The following is an 18565-nucleotide window of genomic DNA, read 5'->3' as shown; positions in this document are numbered from 1 at the left end:
AACTTCACAGTTGCAGAACACAGTAGGAACATGTAGCACTGTTCTTGTTTTGTTTACACCTTCACCGTGATTCGCGGCCGCCACGACGGGAAAGCCATGCTGACCAAGAAACAACACGAATTGCTTCGGTTCATTCATGAGCGCCTGAAGGAACAGGGCGTGCCCCCCTCCTTCGATGAAATGAAGGAGGCGCTGGACCTGCGCTCCAAGTCCGGCATCCACCGCCTGATCATGGCTCTGGAGGAGCGCGGCTTCATCCGGCGCCTGCCAAACCGGGCACGCGCGCTCGAAGTGGTACGCCTGCCCGAATCCGCCGTGCCAGGCGGCCTGTCGCTGGCCTCTTCGCAGCGGGGCTTCCGCCCCAACGTGATCGAGGGCAATCTCGGCAAGGTCCGCCCCGTCAGGCCGGAAATGGACGAGGATGTCGGCCGGCCGGTTCTGGTCCCGGTGATGGGACGCATCGCCGCCGGTACGCCGGTCTCCGCCATCCAGACCAAGAGCCATACCATCAGCGTTACGCCGGAAATGCTGTCCTCAGGTGATCATTTCGCCCTGGAAGTGCGCGGTGATTCAATGATCGAAGCTGGTATCTTCGACAATGACACCGTGCTGATCCGCCGCCAGGACCATGCCGATACCGGCGATATCGTGGTAGCCCTGATCGACGATGAGGAAGCCACGCTGAAGCGCTTGCGCAAGCGCGGCGCCTCCATTGCACTGGAGGCGGCCAATCCGGCTTACGAAACCCGTATTTTTGGCCCGGACAGGGTACAGATCCAGGGTAAATTGGTGGGCCTGTTCCGCCGATATTGAGAGCATGCGAATTTGGTTCGCTTGCAATGACTGGCCTTCATACAGTCAGCGGCCACGCTTTGGAACGCCGTGACGTCGAGCGGTTGCTCAAGGCGCGCGCGCCGTATTGCCTTGTCGATTGTGAACTGGAGGAATGCGATCTTTCGCGTCTCGACCTGTCCCACTGGTCGTTCGAGCGTTGCATTCTCAAAAATGCCAAGCTGGTCGGCGCCAAGCTCGCGAATACACTATGGCGCAATTGCAAGGCGGGCGGTGCCGATTTCCGTGGTACCGACCTCGAAGATGCTGCATTCCGTACGGGTGACTACAGCAATGCCAGCTTTCGACGCGCCAAAGCGGCCTCGGCGGTTTTTACCGGCTGCAAACTGACAGGCGCGGATCTCTCGGAAATCGCCGCATTCGGGCTCGTTTTCGAGGAGGTCTTGCTTATGTCGGCGAAACTGCCGGCCTTTTCCTTTCGCAAGTCCACGCTACGCCGCCTCGACTTCACCCAGGCCGATCTGCGCCAATGCGATTTCCGCGATGTCATCTTCGAAGAGTGCAGCCTGCGCGATGCCAATCTGGTCGATGCCCGTTTCGAAGGAGCGGATCTACGCAGTGCCGATCTCGGCGGCTTGAAGCTTGGTGACGCCCGTTATTTCAAGGGCGCCACGATCTCGAAAAACCAGGCCGGCCAATTGCTGGCCGAGCTGGGCTTGCGGATCACCTGAAGAAGGTCTGGAGTTCGCAGGCAAATCCGCTTGATGGTCGGGTAGCCCCGGGTGTCTTCGAACTACCATCTGTCCGAAGACCCGGCCTGGCTGACAGCGCCGATCAGTCGACCGCGATCATGACGTCGGAGGCCTTGATCACGGCATAGGCGTTCTGGCCGGGCTTGAGCTGGAGATCATCGACGGCCTCGTTGGTGATCGAAGCGGTGATGATGGTTCCGTTGACCTCGAGCTGGATATGGGAGGTAGTCTGCCCCTTCGTCACGCTCTTGATCGTGCCCTTGATCTGGTTGCGGGCGCTGATTTTCATGGTCCGTCCTTTCTTGTGAGAATCTCGCGTCAGTTATCGGTTTCGGCGGTGACGCTGTCCATAGGCGTATCCGTCGCTGGGGCCTGCACTGCCGCCTGGGGCAGAAGTTTCGGCGGCACAATCACCCGGCCCGGTGCCCACGGACGGGACGCTTGGGGATGGCGGGCCATGACGAGACGCCAGCGCGGGCTGATATCGCCGCTCGCCGACGGCTCTACATAAAGTGCTATCGAGCCGACCGCGCGAATCAACTCCCGGTCCATCACAACTCCAGCGGCGGCACAGCGAGCACCGATCGGAACCGGTCCCGCCAGGACGCTGACGCGTCCACAGTCCTCCTCGGCGGCGTTACTGGTCTTGTCGAGCATGAAGATCCCGCCTCCCTCGATGGGCGCGGAACACCCTTCTCTGTCACATAGGCGCTGTGCCGCGAGGGTTGGATCCTCCGGCTTGCGCCGATCGCCCATGGCCAGCAGCCATTGCTGAACCGTAAAAGCATCGGATCGCTGCGCCAGCACGGTCAGTTGATCGCCCTTGCGAACGAGGGCCGCGTAGCCGTTTGCGCCGAACAGAGCTACCGGCAGCGACGCTGTCGCGGCCAGAGTAATGCCCCCGCCCAAAGGCAATAGGGCCAGCAGAGCAAGACGCGTGCGCAGAACGGTCAGCAGGACCAGCGTCAGAGCGAACAATCCGAGCGCCGCAGCGGAGAACTGCGGCAGCACGAGATCGGAGCCAGGCCAGGTCGCAACCGAACGAGCCACCTGCATGAACAAACCGACAGCCCAGCCCATCGCCTGCCAAAATGGAGCGCCATAGCCAAACGGCTCGGCGACCACGGCCAGCATGGCGAGCGGCATGATCAGGAAGGAGACGATCGGCGTCGCGACAAGGTTCGAGGCCAGCGACTGCAGCGTGATACGATGGAAATGAAAGGCTGAGAATGGCGCCGTGGCGAGCGAGGCGACGATCGTGGTCAGCATCATGGCAAGTACCAGGGTCACAGCGCCACCGATGGCCCTTTCCCACGCCATTGCAGATTTCTCTCGCTTCCGCCGGCTCCATTGCTCATGTGCGATCACCAGCAGCGCCACCGCGGCGAAGGACATCTGGAAGCTCGGCCCCAGGAGCTGCTCCGGCGTGGTCAGCAGCACGAAGCTCGCGGCCAGGGCGACGTTGCGGCGGGTAATGGCATTGCGTCCCAGCGCCACGGCCAGCAGCACGATGGCCATCATCAGGAAGGAGCGGACCGTCGCGACCTCGGCGCCGGAAAACAGTGTATAGGCAGCGGCCGGCAGCAGCGAGAGCAGCGCGGCGAGTTCCTTGGTGCCCCGATAGAGCACGATCCGGCGCGACAACGCCAGGACAGCGCGGATGAGGCCGAACAGGCCGCCCGCAAATAGCGCCATGTGGAGACCCGAGATCGAAACGACATGATAGAGCCCGGAAGCGCGCAAGGCCTCATTGGCGTCGCCGGGAATCTGGCCGCGTTTACCGGTGACCTGCGAAGCCGCGATGGCGCCATTCTCGCCTTGTATCGTCTCGACGATCCGTCGGGTCAGATCGTTGCGCTGGCGATCGATCCAGATATTGAAAGCTTCCGCCCAGCTCGCCTCGACGGGGCTGGCTGCAGGTGCAATCTTGCCCGCTGCAAAACCAACGCCGCCAATGCCATCGAAGAAGGCATCGCGTGCGAAGTCGTAACCGCCGGGCAAGGCAGGAGGCGGAGGCGGTCTCATGACTGCCTTGAGGCTGATGCTGTCGCCAGCCCGGATTTCGCTGCCCTTGCGGACCGTAAGTCGGATGCGGGCCGGCATCGCAGCAGGCTCCAGCTTCTCCACCGAGACCGGCCTGATGACGATGCGCGCACTGCCACCCAGGCGCGGCTCTACCGAAAGGACGAGGCCTGTAACGGTTCCCGCCATCGAACGCGAAAGCTGTGGTGCGGCGACGCTCATCGTACGCAGCTTGGCAGAGCAAAAGCCCGCTCCCACCGCCGTCAGGCTGATCAGGCCGACATGCAACCACCAACGCCCCCGCAAGCCATAGGCAAGGCAGGCCGTCCCTACAGTAAGGAATGCGGGAACGACAAGACCAGGCTCTTCCGGTGCGGCAAAATAAGCGATGACACCCAGGCCCAGAAAGACCGGAACGACGAGAGCAAGCTCGAAGGCCGCCATCTCCGCCGCAAGACCGGTCGCCAGCCAGGACACCAGCCTTTGCAGCCCCTGCCCGAACAGCATGCCGCCGGGCAACGCCAATCCCAGCTGTCCCGGCCTTCCACCGAGGACACCAACCCGCGCGCGGCCTCGATCATTCTCAGGCAAAGGCGCCCCCGCCGCTACCGCCCAATGAAACCCTGTGCTAAAGCCCCAAGCTTATTGATGTGATCCGGGTTAGCCAAGGGCCTCAATACTTCCGCCTCCATGCTCCCGCGCTCTGGCTTCGCTTCCCCTGCCTTTTGGAATTGCCAACTTCGATGTCCACTCCTGTCATCACCCGCTTTGCTCCCTCCCCCACCGGCTTCCTCCATATCGGCGGCGGCCGCACGGCCTTGTTCAACTGGCTCTACGCCAGGGCCAAGGGCGGTAAGATGCTGCTGCGCATCGAGGACACCGATCGCGAGCGCTCGACCGATGCCGCCATTGCCGCCATCCTGGATGGCCTGGCCTGGCTTGGCCTCGATTGGGACGGAGACCCGATCTTCCAGTTTGCCCGCGCTGCCCGCCACCGCGAAGTTGCCGAATCCATGCTCGCCCAGGGCAAGGCGTATTATTGCTACGCCACCCAGCAGGAGTTGGAGGAGATGCGCGAGCTCGCCCGCAAGGAAGGGCGCCCGCCGCGCTATGACGGCCGCTGGCGCGACCGCGACCCGGCGACAGCCCCCAAGGACGTCAAGCCGGTGATCCGCCTGCGTGCGCCGATCGAGGGCGAGACCGTCATCCAGGACGACGTGCAGGGCACCGTGCGTTGGGCCAATAAGGACCTTGACGACCTGGTGCTGCTGCGCTCGGACGGCACGCCGACCTATATGCTGGCCGTGGTGGTCGATGACCATGACATGGGCATCACGCATATCATCCGTGGCGATGATCATCTCACCAATGCCGCCCGCCAGAAGCAGATCTACGAAGCCATGGGCTGGGAAGTGCCGCATATGGCCCATATCCCGCTCATCCACGGCTCCGACGGTGCCAAGCTCTCCAAACGTCACGGCGCGCTGGGCGTCGACGCCTATCGCGCCATGGGCTACCTGCCGGCGGCCATGCGCAATTACCTCGTGCGCCTGTCCTGGAGCCATGGCGACCAGGAAGTTTTCACCACCAAGGAGATGATCGAGCATTTCGATACCGGCGCCATCGGCAAATCGGCCGCGCGCTTCGATTTCAAGAAGCTCGAAAACCTCAATGGCATCTATATGCGCAACTCCACGGATGAGGAATTGCTCGCCGCCATCGACCAGTTGCTCCCCCATATTCCCGGTGGCCCTGCCCTCGCTGCCCAGCTCGCCGACGGCAATGGTGCCAAGCGCTCTCAGTTGCTGGCCGCCATGCCCGGCCTTAAGGAACGCGCCAAGACTTTGGTGGAATTGCTGGATGGCGCCAATTTCCTGTTCGTCTCGCGTCCCCTGCCCTTGGATGACAAGGCCAAGGCCATGCTGAACGAAGAAGCGCGGGCGACCCTCGCCATGCTGTTGCCGCGCTTCGAAGCCTTGGGCGAGTGGAGCGCCAGTGCGACCGAGGCGACGGTGCGGGCCGCAGCCGAGGAAACCGGCGCCAAGCTCGGCTCGTTGGCCCAGCCGTTGCGCGCTGCGCTCACCGGCCGTACCACCTCGCCGCCGGTCTTCGACGTGCTGGCCGTCCTCGGCCGCGAGGAAAGCCTGGCCCGGCTGAAGGATCAGGCCGGCTGAGGCCAAGCGCCGCATGATTGTGTTTCCCGGACATCGGGTTTCGCGCAATAGGTGTATTTTTCGCAGCTTTGACGCGAAAGATTTGGAAAGCTTTCGCGTCAAAGTGGGGCAATCGGCCCTACCCTGGCGCGCTGCCGCCTAAGCAGTCGTCGAACCGACAGTTCACTTCTTCGTCTTTCTTGCGGCATTGCAGCAAATGGTCTACCCAACACCGACGGATCGGCGATACGTAGGCCTTACTTGAGCCGGGGGGCTCCTTTCTGGCCAAGGCGTGACCGCGTATTTCCGTACAAGGAGGATTGCATGAGCGGTAACACGGCGACTCTGACTATTGGTGACAAGGCAATCGAATTGCCAACCAAGGCCGGCTCCGTTGGTCCGACGGTTGTTGATATTGCGCCCCTTTATAAGCACACGGGCATGTTTACCTACGATCCAGGCTTCACCTCGACGGCGAGCTGTGAATCCCAGATCACCTATATTGATGGCGATGAGGGCGTGCTGCTCTATCGCGGCTACCCGATCGAGCAACTCGCCGAGCATGGCGACTTCCTCGAGACCTGCTATCTCCTGCTCTATGGCGAACTGCCGACAGCTGCCCAGAAGGCGGACTTCGACTATCGCGTCACGCGCCACACCATGGTGCATGAGCAGATGGCCCGCTTCTTCCAGGGCTTCCGCCGTGACGCCCATCCGATGGCCGTGATGGTCGCCTCGGTCGGCGCCCTTTCGGCCTTCTATCACGACTCCACCGACATCTCCGACCCGCATCAGCGCATGATCTCGTCGATGCGACTGATCGCCAAGATGCCGACCCTGGCTGCGATGGCCTACAAATACACCATCGGCCAGCCCTTCGTGTATCCGCAGAACAATCTGGACTATCCGTCCAACTTCCTGCGCATGTGTTTCTCGGTCCCTTGCGAGGAATACAAGCCCAATCCGATCCTGGCCCGCGCGCTCGATCGCATCTTCATCCTGCATGCCGATCACGAGCAGAACGCGTCGACCTCGACGGTCCGCCTCGCGGGCTCCTCGGGCGCCAATCCGTTTGCCTGCATCGCCGCCGGCATCGCCTGCCTCTGGGGCCCGGCCCATGGCGGCGCCAATGAAGCTGCGCTCAAGATGTTGCAGGAAATCGGCACGGTCGATCGTATCCCGCAATATATCGCCAAGGCCAAGGACAAGAATGATCCCTTCCGCCTGATGGGCTTCGGCCACCGCGTCTACAAGAACTACGATCCGCGCGCCAAGATCATGCAGCGTACCACCCACGAGGTGCTGAACGAGCTCGGCCACAAGGACGACCCGTTGCTCGAGGTTGCGCTGGAACTCGAGCGCATCGCCCTGCACGACGAGTATTTCGTCGAAAAGAAGCTCTATCCGAACATTGACTTCTATTCGGGCATCACGCTCAAGGCGATGGGCTTCCCGACCTCGATGTTCACCGTGCTGTTCGCCCTGGCCCGTACCGTCGGCTGGATCGCGCAGTGGAAGGAAATGATCGAAGATCCTTCCCAGAAGATCGGCCGCCCGCGCCAGCTCTATACCGGCGCAGCCCGTCGCGACTACGTTTCCCCGGCCCAGCGCCGCTAAGATAACAAAGGGCGGATCCTCGGATCCGCCCTTCTGGTTTTCAGCCCCTGCTATTTGCGGCACGAGCGCTTGAGACCCTCAACCCGCCTTGCCGGCAATGGTTTCCAGCACGATGCGGGCCGCTCGCTGCGACGGGGACTCCCCCACCACCTGCATGCGTTGATCGATCTCATCGAAGGCGTGCATCTGCGCGCGCCGTTCATCGGTATTCCCCAGCAATCCGGCCATGAGATCGGCCAGACGGTCCGGTACGACCTCTTCCTGGAAGAGTTCGGGCACAGCCTGTCGATCGAGAATCAGATTGGGCAACAGGAAAAAACGTCCCTTGACCAGGCGACGGGCCAGGAAGGCCTCCCAGGCCGGAAAGCGATAGGTTCCGATCATCGGCACCTGCGCCAAAGCCAGTTCGAGCGTCACCGTGCCCGATGCTGCCAGTGCCGCTCTCGCCCGGCGGAAGGCCGCGTATTTCTCGTCGGGATCGGTGATGATCAGGGGATTCGGCGCCCAGCCGGCGGTCGCCTGCCGCAGACGCTCGGCATGGCGCGGCACCGTTGGCAGCGCGGCATCGAAGGGCCCGATCCTGGTGGATAGGAGCTCGATCGTCCGGCCGAAATCTTCCGTCAGCAGCCCCACTTCGCTCGAACGGCTGCCGGGGAGTACCAGCACCAGCGCTCGGTCCCCCTGCCGGATCGTCTCCTCCTCGGCATTGGGGCGCAATTCATGCAGGCGCTCCATCAAAGGATGGCCGACATAGGAACAAGGGGGGCCGTTCAACCGGCGATAGGCCTCGGGTTCGAAGGGCAGCAAAGCGAGCACGTGGTCGACATAGGCCCGCATCGACACCGCCCGGCCCGGGCGCCAGGCCCAGACGCTGGGGGAGACATAGTTGATGATCGGCAGATGCGGCAGGCGCCGGCGCACGCGCTTGGCGACGGCATGGGTAAAATCCGGACTGTCGATGATCACCAGGCCATCGGGCGGATCGGCAACGATGGAGTCGATCACTTGCCAGGCGCGCCGATAGATCGTGGGGAAGCGTCCGATCACGGCAGCAAATCCCATCACCGCAATGTCGTCGAGCGGAAACAGGCTCTCCATGCCCTCGCGCGTCATGGCGGGCCCAGCCGTGCCCTTGAACACCACGGGCGCACCCGCCTGCGCGCGCAAGGCCTGCATCAGCTTGAAGCCGAGCTGATCGCCGGAATGTTCGCCCACGACGATGGCGATCTTCAAAGGCCGATCCATCATCATCACACCCCGACAAGGAATAGATTGGCGGCATCGGCTGCTGCAATCGTCGCATCCCGTTCCAGCACGAGAACATTGCCGGCCTCGATGGCGATACCAGCAAGTCCGGCCTTCTTGGCGAGGCGCACCGTGCGCGGGCCGATGCTCGGAAGGTCGGCCCTGAAATCCTGTCCCGGCTTGGCCGCCTTCACCAGCACACCGCCATCCTGCTCGGCGATGGGCGGGCGGCCATGGCGCGACAAGCGGCCAAATAGGCCAAGCCGGCGCAAAACGGCAACTCGCCGGATCATGTTATCCGTGCCCTCGGCGGCTTCGACGGCCAGTACGCGCCTTTGTGCGACTACAACGCCCTGGCCAATGTCGCTCGGCCCCATGGCGGCAAGAGCGCGCTGGCCGATGGCGATCCCTTCGAGCTCCGCCGCGCTGGGCGACAGATGGCCGAGCGTCCCCCTGGGCGCCATAAGCGACGGCGCCACATCACGAACGCCGACGACCGCATAGCCGTGCTTTTCCAGAAAGACGATGACGCCCCGGAGGAGATTGTCGTCCCCGCCCTCGAGCACGTTACGGATCTCTTCGAGATGCCGTACGGCCTGGATGCCGGACCGCACCATGCCGAGCCCCGGGCGATGCACGGCACCCGCCAGGATCACTCGGCCTGCACCGGCCCGGGCCAACTCCTGCAGAACCCCTTTCGGGTCGATCAGGCTGACCGGATATTGGGCGTAACCAGCAAAATCGGCATCCGCAAAGCCCTTCAAGGGCAGGATCACCACAGCTTCGCCCCGCTCTGCCGCCTCCGCTGCAATCTCGGCCGGCAAACGCCCCGCCCCGGCGACAACCGCCAAGGCAGGCATGGCTGAGACCGTTCCGGCAGCAGGCGGCGTGCTCACGCCTCGCTGCCTGCGAGATCTCGCGCCGACGCATCGCGCGGCGTTACCAAAGCACGCTCACCGCCGGCTCTCACGAAATCGACGATCTCCATCACCGCGGCCTGGTCGGCGAAGGTCTCGGCGACCTTGGCGACCCGCTCCTTCAAGGTCCCAGCGGAGGCAAACAGCATGCGATAGGCATGACGCAAGGCATGGATCTGTTCCCGCCCGAAGCCGCGGCGCTTCAGGCCGATGATGTTGAGGCCTGCCAGGCTGGCGCGATCACCCAGGGCCATGCCGAAGGGGATCAGGTCGTTCTCGAGCCCGGACAGGCCGCCAACGAAGGCATGCGCCCCGACACGCGCGAACTGGATTACCGCAGCGGCTCCGCCCAGAATGGCATAGTCGCCAACCGAAACATGGCCGGCCAACAAGACACCGTTGGAGAGGATGATGTTGTTGCCGAGCTTGCAGTCATGCCCGACATGGGAATTGGCGAGAAAGGCACAGCGATCACCGACAATGGTGTGCATGCCGCCACCGCTCGTGCCGGGATTCATCGTTACCCCCTCACGGATCAGGCAATCGCTGCCGATGGTGAGGTCCGAGGGCTCGCCAGCATATTTGAGATCTTGCGGCTGATGGCCCAGGGAGGCAAAGGGGAACACCTTGGTGCGCGCGCCGATGCTGGTACGTCCGGCGACGACGACATGCGAATGCAATGTGACGCCGTCAGCCAAAGTCGCCTCGGCTCCAACAACGCAGAAAGGGCCGATACTGACGCCTTCGCCCAGTTTTGCTCCCGCTTCGACGACCGCGGACGGATGGATGATCTGGCGAGCCCCCTCCGCCATTATTCGGTGACCAGCATGGCGGAGACGATAGCCTCGGCGACCGTGACACCATCAACCTTGGCCTCTCCCTTGTACCACCACATATTGCGGCGGTTCTTCAGTTTGGTCAGGTGCAGACGCATCTGATCGCCCGGCGTGACCGGCTTACGGAAACGGCATTCGTCGATTGTCATGAAATAGACGACCTTGGGCTTGGCCTTGCCCTCGCTGCTGAGTACGCAGATCGCGCCGGCCGTCTGCGCCATCGCTTCGATCACCAGCACGCCTGGCATCACCGGTTGCCCGGGGAAGTGGCCGGTAAAATGCGGTTCGTTGAAGGTGACGTTCTTGATGCCGACGGCGGAATTGTCGCCATCGATCTCGACGATGCGGTCTACGAGCAGGAAGGGATAGCGATGCGGCAGCAGGGTCAAGAGCTTGCCGATATCTGCGGTTTCCAGCGTTCCAGGGGTTGCTTCACTCATATAGGTCTCATTTCCTGAACCTGCCCGGCCTTCAGCCAGAGCGCTTAAACCAAACTCCATATCGCTCCCTAGAGCAAAGCGCGTTTCAACGAAAACGCTTTTTGCTCTAACTCCTTGTTTCGATGCGTCTTTGCGATTCCCGATAGACACACGGAATCGCAAGACGCTTTAGGGAGCGGATCCCTCGTCCGTACCTTGCCCCGATCGAACCCGCGAATTCTTGACCAGCCTCTTGAGCAGGGCCAGTTCGCGCGCATAGTCCCCCAATGGCTGGGCAGGCGTACCGCCCATGCGCGCGCCCGGCGGCACGTCGTCCTTGACGTTGGCGGCGCCGGCGATCTGGGCGCCCATGCCGATGCGGATATGGCCAACCGTGGCGGAGGCACCCCCCATCACCACGAAATCCTCCAGGACGGTCGAACCGGAAATCCCGACCTTCGCCACCAGCACGCAGTGCCGCCCGACCATGACGTTGTGGGCAATCTGCACCTGATTATCGATCTTGGTGCCCTCGCCGATGATGGTGTCACGATTGGCACCACGATCGATGGTGGTGCAAGCGCCGATTTCGACATCATCCTGCACCACGACGCGACCGACCTGCGGCACTTTGAGGTGGCCGCGCGGCCCCATCGAAAAACCGAAACCATCCTGGCCAAGACAGGCACCGGCATGGATGATGACACGATTACCGATCAGGGAATGCTGGATCACCGCATTCGGGCTGATCGAGCAGTCACGGCCGATCCGAACATCCGATCCGATCACCGCGTTCGCGCCGACGATGGTCCCTGCCCCGATTTCTGCCCGCGGCCCGATGACGGCACCCGGATCGACGGTCACGCCAATCTCGAGCCTCGCTTCAGGGTGCACGACGGCACCCGGCGAAATGCCCTTGGCTCCGAAAAAGGATTGTGGGCGTGCCGCGTCCGGGAACAACGCCATGCCGATCTGGGCAAAGGCACGATAGGGCTCGCGCGCCACCAGCAAGGGTGCATTCTTCGGAGCGCGATCGGTGAATTTGGGCGAGATCAGGATCACCGCCGCCTTGGACGTTTCCAGCATCGGCAGATAATGCGGATTCTCGAGGAAGCTCAGATCGCCCTCCCCGGCATGATCGAGCGGCGCCACGCGTTCCACCGTCAGGTCCAGCGACAGACCGACCGTCGGTTCAGCGCCGGTGAGTTCGACGATGTCGGCAACGGTGAGGCGGTTGCGCGCGTGAAAGAATACCGGATCCGTCATCAAGTCCACGCTACGGTCAGCCCCCAAATCCGGCTTCGAGTGGCTGCTCCGAAACCGGTGATCTTTTTCATTATGAATAGACCAGTCCCTTTGCAAAAGCGTTACCGGCCTGATCGTTCATCCCCAGAGCAAATCAGGTTCATGCCCCAACGCTTGTTCGCTCCAGCTCCTAGTTTCCAAACCAATCCAACGGATTGGCATGAGCGTCGCTGCGGCTCTGGTTGACTCCGTCAAATCGTAAAACGCTCTAGCCCTTACACGATGAAGGGGATGCAATGCAAAACACCGAGTATTTCCGTTCATTGCGGCATGCGAAGGATGCCGCTTTGCGAACAAAAAACCGGCCGGCCCCGAAGGGACCGGCCGGCACAATCCTCAGGTCAGATCATCAATAGTTGACGATCGTGCCGAAGCGGAAAGCCTGGGTGTCGTCATGTTTGGCCTTGGTCAAGACGTAAGCGTAGTCGAAGCGCAACGGGCCAAGCGGCGAGGCCCACAGCAAGCTGGCACCGATCGACGAACGAATCGAGTGATCGTCGATCAACTGGAAAGTCCGGGTATTCTTACCGGTACCGGGGCCGCCGCCGGCGTTGCAATCGCCGCCGCCGCCGCCGCCGGAATTGGCGATACATGTATAAGGAGCAAATTTCGTACCCCCATACCCAAACACCGTACCGGCATCGGCGAATATGGCACCGCGCAAGCCCACTTCACGCGGCAGTCCAAAAATCGGGAACTGAAGTTCCACCGTCCCGCCGAAATAGGTCGTACCGCCGAGACCGTTGCCCTTTGAACCACCTGCGATATCCCGTGGGCCAATGCCACCGGGTGCAAAGCCGCGCACGAGATCCGGGCCGGGGCTGTACTGGTCGACGATCGCCAACTTGTCACCACCGAAGCCCCGCATATAGCCGCCCTGGCCGCGAACCATCACGGTCAGGTCATCGGTCAGCGAATAGTAGTAGCGCCCGTCGACCGACTGCTTGATGAACTTGGCATCGCCGCCCAGGCCCGCAATGTCCTGCTTGAACTGGACATAAACACCCGAACTCGGCTGCTTGAGGTCGTCGAGCGTGTTGTAGGTCAGCGTGTAGCCTGCCATCGAGACCAGACGGCGTCCGTCGGCAGCCAATTCCTTGATCGCGACCGAGGCTTCACCATTGCTAAAATCGTTATCGGTGTAGCGCTTATCCGGGATCGTCACCTTCTCCGAATAGATCGTGTAGTTGACGCCGACCGTGAAGTTCTCGGTGATCGGGAAGGCGGCGCGCAACGTGCCGCCTGTGGTCTGGTCCTTGTAGTAGCTGTAGTCGCTGTCATCCGTCGTCTTCGAGAACAGGTCGAAGCCGGCGGCGATACGCTGCCCCAGGAAGTAGGGCTCGGTGAAGGACAGGCTGTAGCCCTGCGTGCGCTGCCCGTACTGCACCGAGGCCTTCACATACTGGCCGCGGCCGAGGAAGTTGCGCTCGGTGAGCGAGACTTCGCCGAGGAAGCCGTCCGAGGTGGAGTAGCCGCCGCCCAGCGAGAATTCGCCGGTGGACTGATCTTCGACCTCGACATTGACGATCACGCGATCGGGCTCCGAGCCCGGTTCGTTGGTGACGCGGATGTTCTTGAAGTAGCCGAGATTGCGCAGGCGACGGGTCGCCCGCTCGATCAGCGCCTTGTTGTAGGGGTCGCCTTCACCAACGTCGAACTCGCGGCGGATCACATAGTCACGCGTGCGGGTGTTGCCGCGGATGTTGATGCGCTCGATATAGACCTTCGCGCCCTCTTCCACGACATAGTTGACGCTGATGATGTTGCCGCCAGCGTCACGAACGGCGCGCGGGCGGACCTGAGCGAAGGGGTGGCCGGAACCAGCCAGCTTGACCGTCATGTCCTCGACAGTCTTGTCCACGTCCTCGCCACGATAGGTCCAGTTGTTCCAGGACTGGATATCGCCGTTCAGGTCAGCGGGATTGACGTCGGAAATGGTGGATTCGACCTGCGAGGGGCCGAACTTGTAGTACTGTCCCTCGTCGACCGTGACGGTCAGGACATAGGCGTCCTGCTTCTCGTTCAGCGACGGCACGATCGAGACGACGCGGAAATCAGGATAGCCGTGGTTCACATAGAACTGGCGCAGGCGCTCTTCGTCACCAGCGAGGCGATCCGGATCATAAGTGTCGGTGGTGCGCAGCCAGCCGAGATAGCCGCTCTCGATCGTGGCCATCTGGCGCTTCAGGCGCCAGGCGGAGAAATTGTTGTTGCCGACGAAGTTGATCGAGTCGATGCCGACCTTCGAGCCCTCAGCCACCGTGAAGACGAGGTCGACGCGATTGTTCGGCAACTGGACTTCACGATACGTAATCTGCACCGTCGAGCGGCCGGTCCGGTTGTAGGCCTCACGCATGCGATCGATGTCCGCATTGAGGGTGGCCTGGTTCACCTGGCTGCCGGGCTTGGTCTCCATGATGGAAGACAGCTGGTCCGCTGTGACCTTCTTGTTCTTCTCGAACACGATGCGGTTGACGATCGGTGCCGAGCGCGACGCAACATGCTTCCTCGGAGCGGCTTCAGCCGTGCCCACCAAAGGAGATGCCACGAAGGCCCCGAACAACGACGGAACCGCGACAGCCGCGAGGGCAACGCCCAGCTTCAACTTGTACATTGCTGTTGCCATCGGGTCTAAATCCCACTCTTTTTACCAAACCAAGTCGAGTTCAATGCCAAACCTCACCAGCCCGCATTGCTCTCATTGGAAATGCTTCTACAGGGTTTCCGGACACATGCAAACCGACCCCCGGCCACCGTCCGTCCTTTTTTGGGAGACCGTTGCGAATCCGCCACGCCCTCTCAACCGCCCGATAATTGCTGTGACAGATCATGGCCCAACACCAAAACAGTGATTGTAATTATCAACATGAGCCCAATGCCGAAGGACAGTTCCTGCGCACGGGCTCCCACTGGCCTGCCCCGGATCGCCTCGATGGCGTAAAAGACCAGATGTCCGCCATCTAGAACCGGAATCGGCAACAGATTGATGAAGCCGACGGAAATCGACAGACCAGCCGTGAGCAGGATCAGACCGGCGAGCCCGATGGTTTCGGTAATCGTCTTGGATACGACCGCAATGCCGACAATGCCGGTCACCTGCTTGGGATCGCCACGTCCGGCAAAGAGGTCGTAGATAAATTTCGCTGATGCACCAATACCTTGTCCGGTTTCCTTGGTGCCTTGCCACAGCGCCGAAACAGGGTCGAGACGCGACATGCCGCCGGGGCCGATGCCGATGATGGCCCGCGAAATGGTCTTGCCATCGGGCGTGGAGAACGTACGCGTTTCAGGTGTGACGCTGACGTCGAAGCTCTCCTGTCCACGCTCGATGGTGAGGTTCACGGGGCGCCCAGGCATAGCCGAAATCAGTTCCGGAAGCTGGTCGAACAGGGTGACTTTGGTGCCGTTGACCTCGACGATCCTGTCACCCTTGCGCAGTCCCGCCTTGGCCGCCGGTCCGTCAGCCTTGATCGGCCCGATAATGGCGTCAGAATTCGGGTAACCATAAATCGAGAATGCAGCCGCGAAGACGAAAGCGGCCAGGATGAAATTGGCCAGAGGGCCAGCCGCCACGATGGCGATGCGCTGCCAGACCGGTTTGTGGAACAGGCTGACCGCACGCTCCTCCGGCGTCATCAATTGGTTGCGCTCTTCATCGGGCAGAGAAGCGGCATTGGCATCTCCGAAGAAGCGCACATAACCGCCGAGGGGGATTGCTGCGATGCGCCAATGGGTGCCGTGCCGGTCGTCATAGCCGAACAATTCCGGCCCGAAGCCGATCGAGAAGGTCACAACTTTCACGCCGCACCAGCGCCCGACAAGGAAATGCCCAAGCTCGTGAAAGAAGATCAGGATGGAAATGATCACGATGAACGGCACGAAGCCGAGAGCACCGAGACCGAAACTATCCAGAAAACCCATCATCCATTCCTCTCACGCGCCAAAAGCCAAGCCACACCGGCCTACTCAGGTTCCTCATGATGGGGCCCCAGGCACGGTCAGAGGAACTGGCAAGATGGCAAACCAATTTTCAGAGTTTCCCGGCGAGGCTCACTCTTGGGCCTCGTCGGGAAACTCTGCCTAGCCTTTCGGCACTACCACACAATGAAGCCCTGGGCCGGATGCAGGCCAGCATGCACAAGCCCGATCAGCAAAGCAGCCAGCGCCGCCGCCAGAAAGCCGTCGAGCCTGTCCATGACGCCGCCATGGCCGGGTATCAGCTGGCTCGCGTCCTTGGCATCAAAGCGGCGCTTCAAGGCGGATTCAAGGAGATCACCACCTTGAGAGATCGCCGCCAGCGCGGCCCCTATGGGAACAAGAACAACGGAGCCGCCGACAAGGCCGGCCGCCGCCGCAGCAAACACGGTGCCGCCGATGAAGCCAGACCAGGTCTTCTTCGGGCTTACCCTCGGCCAGAGCTTGGGACCACCCAGGGTCCGTCCAGTGAAATAGGCCAGTACATCCGAGCCCCAGACAATGGCAAACAGCACGAAAATGGCGCGCATGCCATGGGGCTCGTCGAGCCTCAAAAGAGTAACCGGCAAGACCACGCAGGCCGCATAGGGTATGGCGACAGCGGCCAGCAGCGGCTGCGCCAGACCTCGTCCCCACGCCAGGCCGCCCATCACCGCCGCGCCCCCGACGACGGTCAACAGAGCGGTTCCGGCTTGCCCGCTCAGGGCAAACAGCGTGGACACGGCGAGCAGGCCGACACCGAGCACAACGATCAGCCAATCGCGTCGACCGGCGGCGATCAGAAACAGCCATTCGCAAAGAACGCCAGCAGCTGCGAGGAACCAGAACAGTACGAAAAGAGAGCCTCCCCACCAGGCCGTGGCCAGCGCCAAACCGGCCATGACCAGGGCGGAGGCGATGCGGATGGAAAGATCGGACCAGTTGGCCTTGGATGCGCCTGCCATGTCAGAGACCGCGGACGGATGGCACCGCCCCCCGCAGCCGGCCAGCCGCTGTTCCCCGACACAAAACTGCTGTCACATCTTCCCCCACAGGCACGTCGACGATACCGCCCTAGCCGGAATTGGCCTGACGGGGAGGATCGGTCTCGCCAAGCCCCCCGAAACGACGGTCGCGCGCGTGATACTCGGCCAGCGCCGCTTCCAGCGCCCGGCGGTCGAAATCCGGCCAGAGCAAGGGAATGAAAACCAACTCCGCATAGGCCGCCTGCCAGAGCAGGAAATTGGAGAGCCTTTGTTCTCCCGAGGTCCGGATGACCAGATCTGGATCCGGAATATCATGCGTGTGCAGATTGGCGCCGATGGCTTCGGCCGTAATGTCTGCCGGCTTGAGCAGCCCTTCCGCAACCTTCTCCGCCAAGCGCCTGGCTGCCGCAACAATCTCCTGCCGGGCGCCGTAGTTGAACGCCACGACGAGGGTCAATCCGGTATTGGCGGCCGTGAGATTCTCGACCTCGATCAGGAGCTCGGCAAGTTCGGCGTCGAGCCCTTCACGCTCGCCGATGATACGAACCCGGACATTGTTGGCATGCAGGTCGGCCAGATCGTTGCGCACGAAGCGCTTCACCAGCCCCATGAGATAGTCGACTTCAGTCCGGGGCCTCGACCAGTTCTCCGACGAGAAGGAATAGAGCGTCAGGTAACGGATGCCCAGCTCAGCAGCGGCGCGGACGGTACGCCTGAGCGCCTCCACGCCCCGACGATGCCCCTCGAAACGGGGCATCAGGCGCTTGGAGGCCCAACGGCCATTACCATCCATGATGATGGCGACATGAGCCGGCGGGGTCGCCACAGTTGCGTCGTCGATTTCGTCCCTGCCAAACATTGGTGCCTCGAAGCTTCTCCGCCGAACCGGCTGGCACGAATTCTATCGAACGATCATCGGATAGACAGTGGATAATTGGTGTCGAATAGGGGGAGTAGAATAGTCCTTGCGGATAATCTGCACCCCTCTTCCGTCACACCTGCATGATTTCCTTCTCCTTGGAGAGGAGGGTCTTATCGATTTCGGCGATCATCGCATCAGTCGCCTTCTGCACCTGATCGGCCAGACGCTTTTCTTCGTCTTCACCAATCGTACCGTCTTTTTCCGTCTTCTTCAGAATGTCCAGGCCGTCACGGCGGACATGCCGAACCGCCACGCGCGCCGACTCGGTATATTTATGCGCGACCTTGACCAGTTCCTTACGGCGATCCTGCGTCATCTCGGGAATGCGCAGCCGGATCACCTGTCCCTCGGTCTGCGGATTGAGTCCAAGATTGGAGTTCATGATCGCCTTCTCGACGGCGCCGACCATGCCACGGTCCCAGACCTGCACGCTAAGCAGGCGCGGTTCGGGCACCGAAATGGTGGCGACCTGCGACAGCTGCATGCTCGCGCCATAGGCATCGACATGCACCGGTTCGAGCAGTGAGGAAGAGGCCCGGCCGGTGCGCAGACCACCCAGTTCATGTTTCAGCGCATTGAGCGCGCCTTCCATGCGACGCTTGACCTCAGCGATATCGAATGACGCAGCCATGTTCCTGCCCTCGA

At 61.9% G+C, this 18565-nt stretch carries 16 protein-coding genes; 4 read left to right on the top strand and 12 right to left on the bottom strand.

From position 1 onward, the window contains the following. The first annotated feature begins 96 nt into the window (after positions 1-96). Positions 97-813, top strand: coding sequence for a transcriptional repressor LexA (lexA, locus tag ACN6KF_RS06545; RefSeq protein ID WP_434956063.1), 717 nt, complete (start codon positions 97-99; stop codon positions 811-813). A 26-nt stretch (positions 814-839) separates the two neighbouring features. Beyond that, on the top strand, positions 840-1523 hold the full coding sequence (locus ACN6KF_RS06540; RefSeq protein WP_434956062.1) for a pentapeptide repeat-containing protein: 684 nt from the start codon (positions 840-842) through the stop codon (positions 1521-1523). 103 nt (positions 1524-1626) lie between these two features. On the opposite strand, the gene ACN6KF_RS06535 is transcribed toward ACN6KF_RS06540, so the two are convergent. Both ACN6KF_RS06535 and ACN6KF_RS06530 read right to left on the bottom strand, forming a co-directional pair. Beyond that, complete coding sequence (locus ACN6KF_RS06535) at positions 1627-1833, bottom strand: TOBE domain-containing protein (RefSeq protein WP_434956061.1); 207 nt, start codon at positions 1831-1833, stop codon at positions 1627-1629. Positions 1834-1862: 29 nt separating this feature from the next. Then, the gene (locus ACN6KF_RS06530; RefSeq protein ID WP_434956060.1) at positions 1863-4091 is read right to left on the bottom strand and encodes a ComEC/Rec2 family competence protein; all 2229 of its coding nucleotides are present in this window, start codon (positions 4089-4091) and stop codon (positions 1863-1865) included. Between the two features lie 218 nt (positions 4092-4309). Here ACN6KF_RS06530 and gltX point away from each other — a divergent pair, with 218 nt between their 5' ends. Together gltX and gltA are read left to right on the top strand one after the other, a co-directional pair. Next, positions 4310-5740, top strand: a complete 1431-nt coding sequence (gltX, locus tag ACN6KF_RS06525; protein ID WP_434956059.1) for a glutamate--tRNA ligase — start codon at positions 4310-4312, stop codon at positions 5738-5740. Between the two features lie 303 nt (positions 5741-6043). Continuing rightward, the gene (gene gltA / locus ACN6KF_RS06520; RefSeq protein WP_434956058.1) at positions 6044-7336 is read left to right on the top strand and encodes a citrate synthase; all 1293 of its coding nucleotides are present in this window, start codon (positions 6044-6046) and stop codon (positions 7334-7336) included. Between the two features lie 78 nt (positions 7337-7414). Here the strand turns inward: gltA and lpxB are convergent, their stop codons facing one another. The 10 genes from lpxB to frr form a co-directional block, all read right to left on the bottom strand. After that, on the bottom strand, positions 7415-8587 hold the full coding sequence (gene lpxB / locus ACN6KF_RS06515) for a lipid-A-disaccharide synthase (protein ID WP_434956057.1): 1173 nt from the start codon (positions 8585-8587) through the stop codon (positions 7415-7417). Continuing rightward, positions 8587-9477: an LpxI family protein gene (locus ACN6KF_RS06510; RefSeq protein WP_434956056.1), complete on the bottom strand. Its 891-nt coding sequence runs from the start codon at positions 9475-9477 to the stop codon at positions 8587-8589. Before ACN6KF_RS06510 ends, lpxB begins: the two co-directional genes overlap by 1 nt. Then, positions 9474-10310: an acyl-ACP--UDP-N-acetylglucosamine O-acyltransferase gene (gene lpxA / locus ACN6KF_RS06505; protein WP_434956055.1), complete on the bottom strand. Its 837-nt coding sequence runs from the start codon at positions 10308-10310 to the stop codon at positions 9474-9476. The genes ACN6KF_RS06510 and lpxA overlap by 4 nt, the downstream gene beginning before the upstream one ends. Further along, positions 10310-10774, bottom strand: coding sequence for a 3-hydroxyacyl-ACP dehydratase FabZ (gene fabZ / locus ACN6KF_RS06500; protein ID WP_434956054.1), 465 nt, complete (start codon positions 10772-10774; stop codon positions 10310-10312). Before fabZ ends, lpxA begins: the two co-directional genes overlap by 1 nt. 168 nt (positions 10775-10942) lie before the next feature. Further along, positions 10943-12019: a UDP-3-O-(3-hydroxymyristoyl)glucosamine N-acyltransferase gene (gene lpxD, locus ACN6KF_RS06495; RefSeq protein ID WP_434956053.1), complete on the bottom strand. Its 1077-nt coding sequence runs from the start codon at positions 12017-12019 to the stop codon at positions 10943-10945. Positions 12020-12407: 388 nt separating this feature from the next. Then, positions 12408-14684, bottom strand: coding sequence for an outer membrane protein assembly factor BamA (gene bamA, locus ACN6KF_RS06490; protein ID WP_434956052.1), 2277 nt, complete (start codon positions 14682-14684; stop codon positions 12408-12410). Positions 14685-14857: 173 nt separating this feature from the next. Beyond that, the gene (locus ACN6KF_RS06485) at positions 14858-15982 is read right to left on the bottom strand and encodes a M50 family metallopeptidase (RefSeq protein WP_434956051.1); all 1125 of its coding nucleotides are present in this window, start codon (positions 15980-15982) and stop codon (positions 14858-14860) included. Between the two features lie 170 nt (positions 15983-16152). After that, complete coding sequence (locus ACN6KF_RS06480) at positions 16153-16977, bottom strand: phosphatidate cytidylyltransferase (protein ID WP_434956050.1); 825 nt, start codon at positions 16975-16977, stop codon at positions 16153-16155. A gap of 109 nt (positions 16978-17086) precedes the next feature. Beyond that, positions 17087-17857 carry an isoprenyl transferase gene (locus ACN6KF_RS06475; protein ID WP_434956049.1) on the bottom strand — a complete coding sequence of 257 codons (771 nt, stop codon included), beginning with the start codon at positions 17855-17857 and terminating at the stop codon, positions 17087-17089. 133 nt (positions 17858-17990) lie between these two features. Further along, on the bottom strand, positions 17991-18551 hold the full coding sequence (gene frr, locus ACN6KF_RS06470) for a ribosome recycling factor (protein ID WP_434956048.1): 561 nt from the start codon (positions 18549-18551) through the stop codon (positions 17991-17993). Between the last annotated feature and the right edge of the window lie 14 nt (positions 18552-18565).

Origin of the sequence: Labrys methylaminiphilus subsp. lupini (assembly GCF_051161885.1) — a bacterium.
GTDB lineage: Bacteria > Pseudomonadota > Alphaproteobacteria > Rhizobiales > Labraceae > Labrys.
This window is presented reverse-complemented; position numbering and strand designations above follow the sequence as displayed.

Bases quoted from the DNA above. Each gene is read 5' to 3' on its own strand.
- ACN6KF_RS06485 (WP_434956051.1), bottom strand. From the start codon at position 15,982: ATGATGGGTTTTCTGGATAGTTTCGGTCTCGGTGCTCTCGGCTTCGTG.
- lpxD (WP_434956053.1), bottom strand. From the start codon at position 12,019: ATGACGGATCCGGTATTCTTTCACGCGCGCAACCGCCTCACCGTTGCC.
- ACN6KF_RS06480 (WP_434956050.1), bottom strand. From the start codon at position 16,977: ATGGCAGGCGCATCCAAGGCCAACTGGTCCGATCTTTCCATCCGCATC.
- bamA (WP_434956052.1), bottom strand. From the start codon at position 14,684: ATGGCAACAGCAATGTACAAGTTGAAGCTGGGCGTTGCCCTCGCGGCT.
- gltX (WP_434956059.1), top strand. From the start codon at position 4,310: ATGTCCACTCCTGTCATCACCCGCTTTGCTCCCTCCCCCACCGGCTTC.
- fabZ (WP_434956054.1), bottom strand. From the start codon at position 10,774: ATGAGTGAAGCAACCCCTGGAACGCTGGAAACCGCAGATATCGGCAAG.
- gltA (WP_434956058.1), top strand. From the start codon at position 6,044: ATGAGCGGTAACACGGCGACTCTGACTATTGGTGACAAGGCAATCGAA.
- ACN6KF_RS06540 (WP_434956062.1), top strand. From the start codon at position 840: ATGACTGGCCTTCATACAGTCAGCGGCCACGCTTTGGAACGCCGTGAC.
- lpxB (WP_434956057.1), bottom strand. From the start codon at position 8,587: ATGATGATGGATCGGCCTTTGAAGATCGCCATCGTCGTGGGCGAACAT.
- frr (WP_434956048.1), bottom strand. From the start codon at position 18,551: ATGGCTGCGTCATTCGATATCGCTGAGGTCAAGCGTCGCATGGAAGGC.
- lpxA (WP_434956055.1), bottom strand. From the start codon at position 10,310: ATGGCGGAGGGGGCTCGCCAGATCATCCATCCGTCCGCGGTCGTCGAA.
- ACN6KF_RS06475 (WP_434956049.1), bottom strand. From the start codon at position 17,857: ATGTTTGGCAGGGACGAAATCGACGACGCAACTGTGGCGACCCCGCCG.
- ACN6KF_RS06535 (WP_434956061.1), bottom strand. From the start codon at position 1,833: ATGAAAATCAGCGCCCGCAACCAGATCAAGGGCACGATCAAGAGCGTG.
- lexA (WP_434956063.1), top strand. From the start codon at position 97: ATGCTGACCAAGAAACAACACGAATTGCTTCGGTTCATTCATGAGCGC.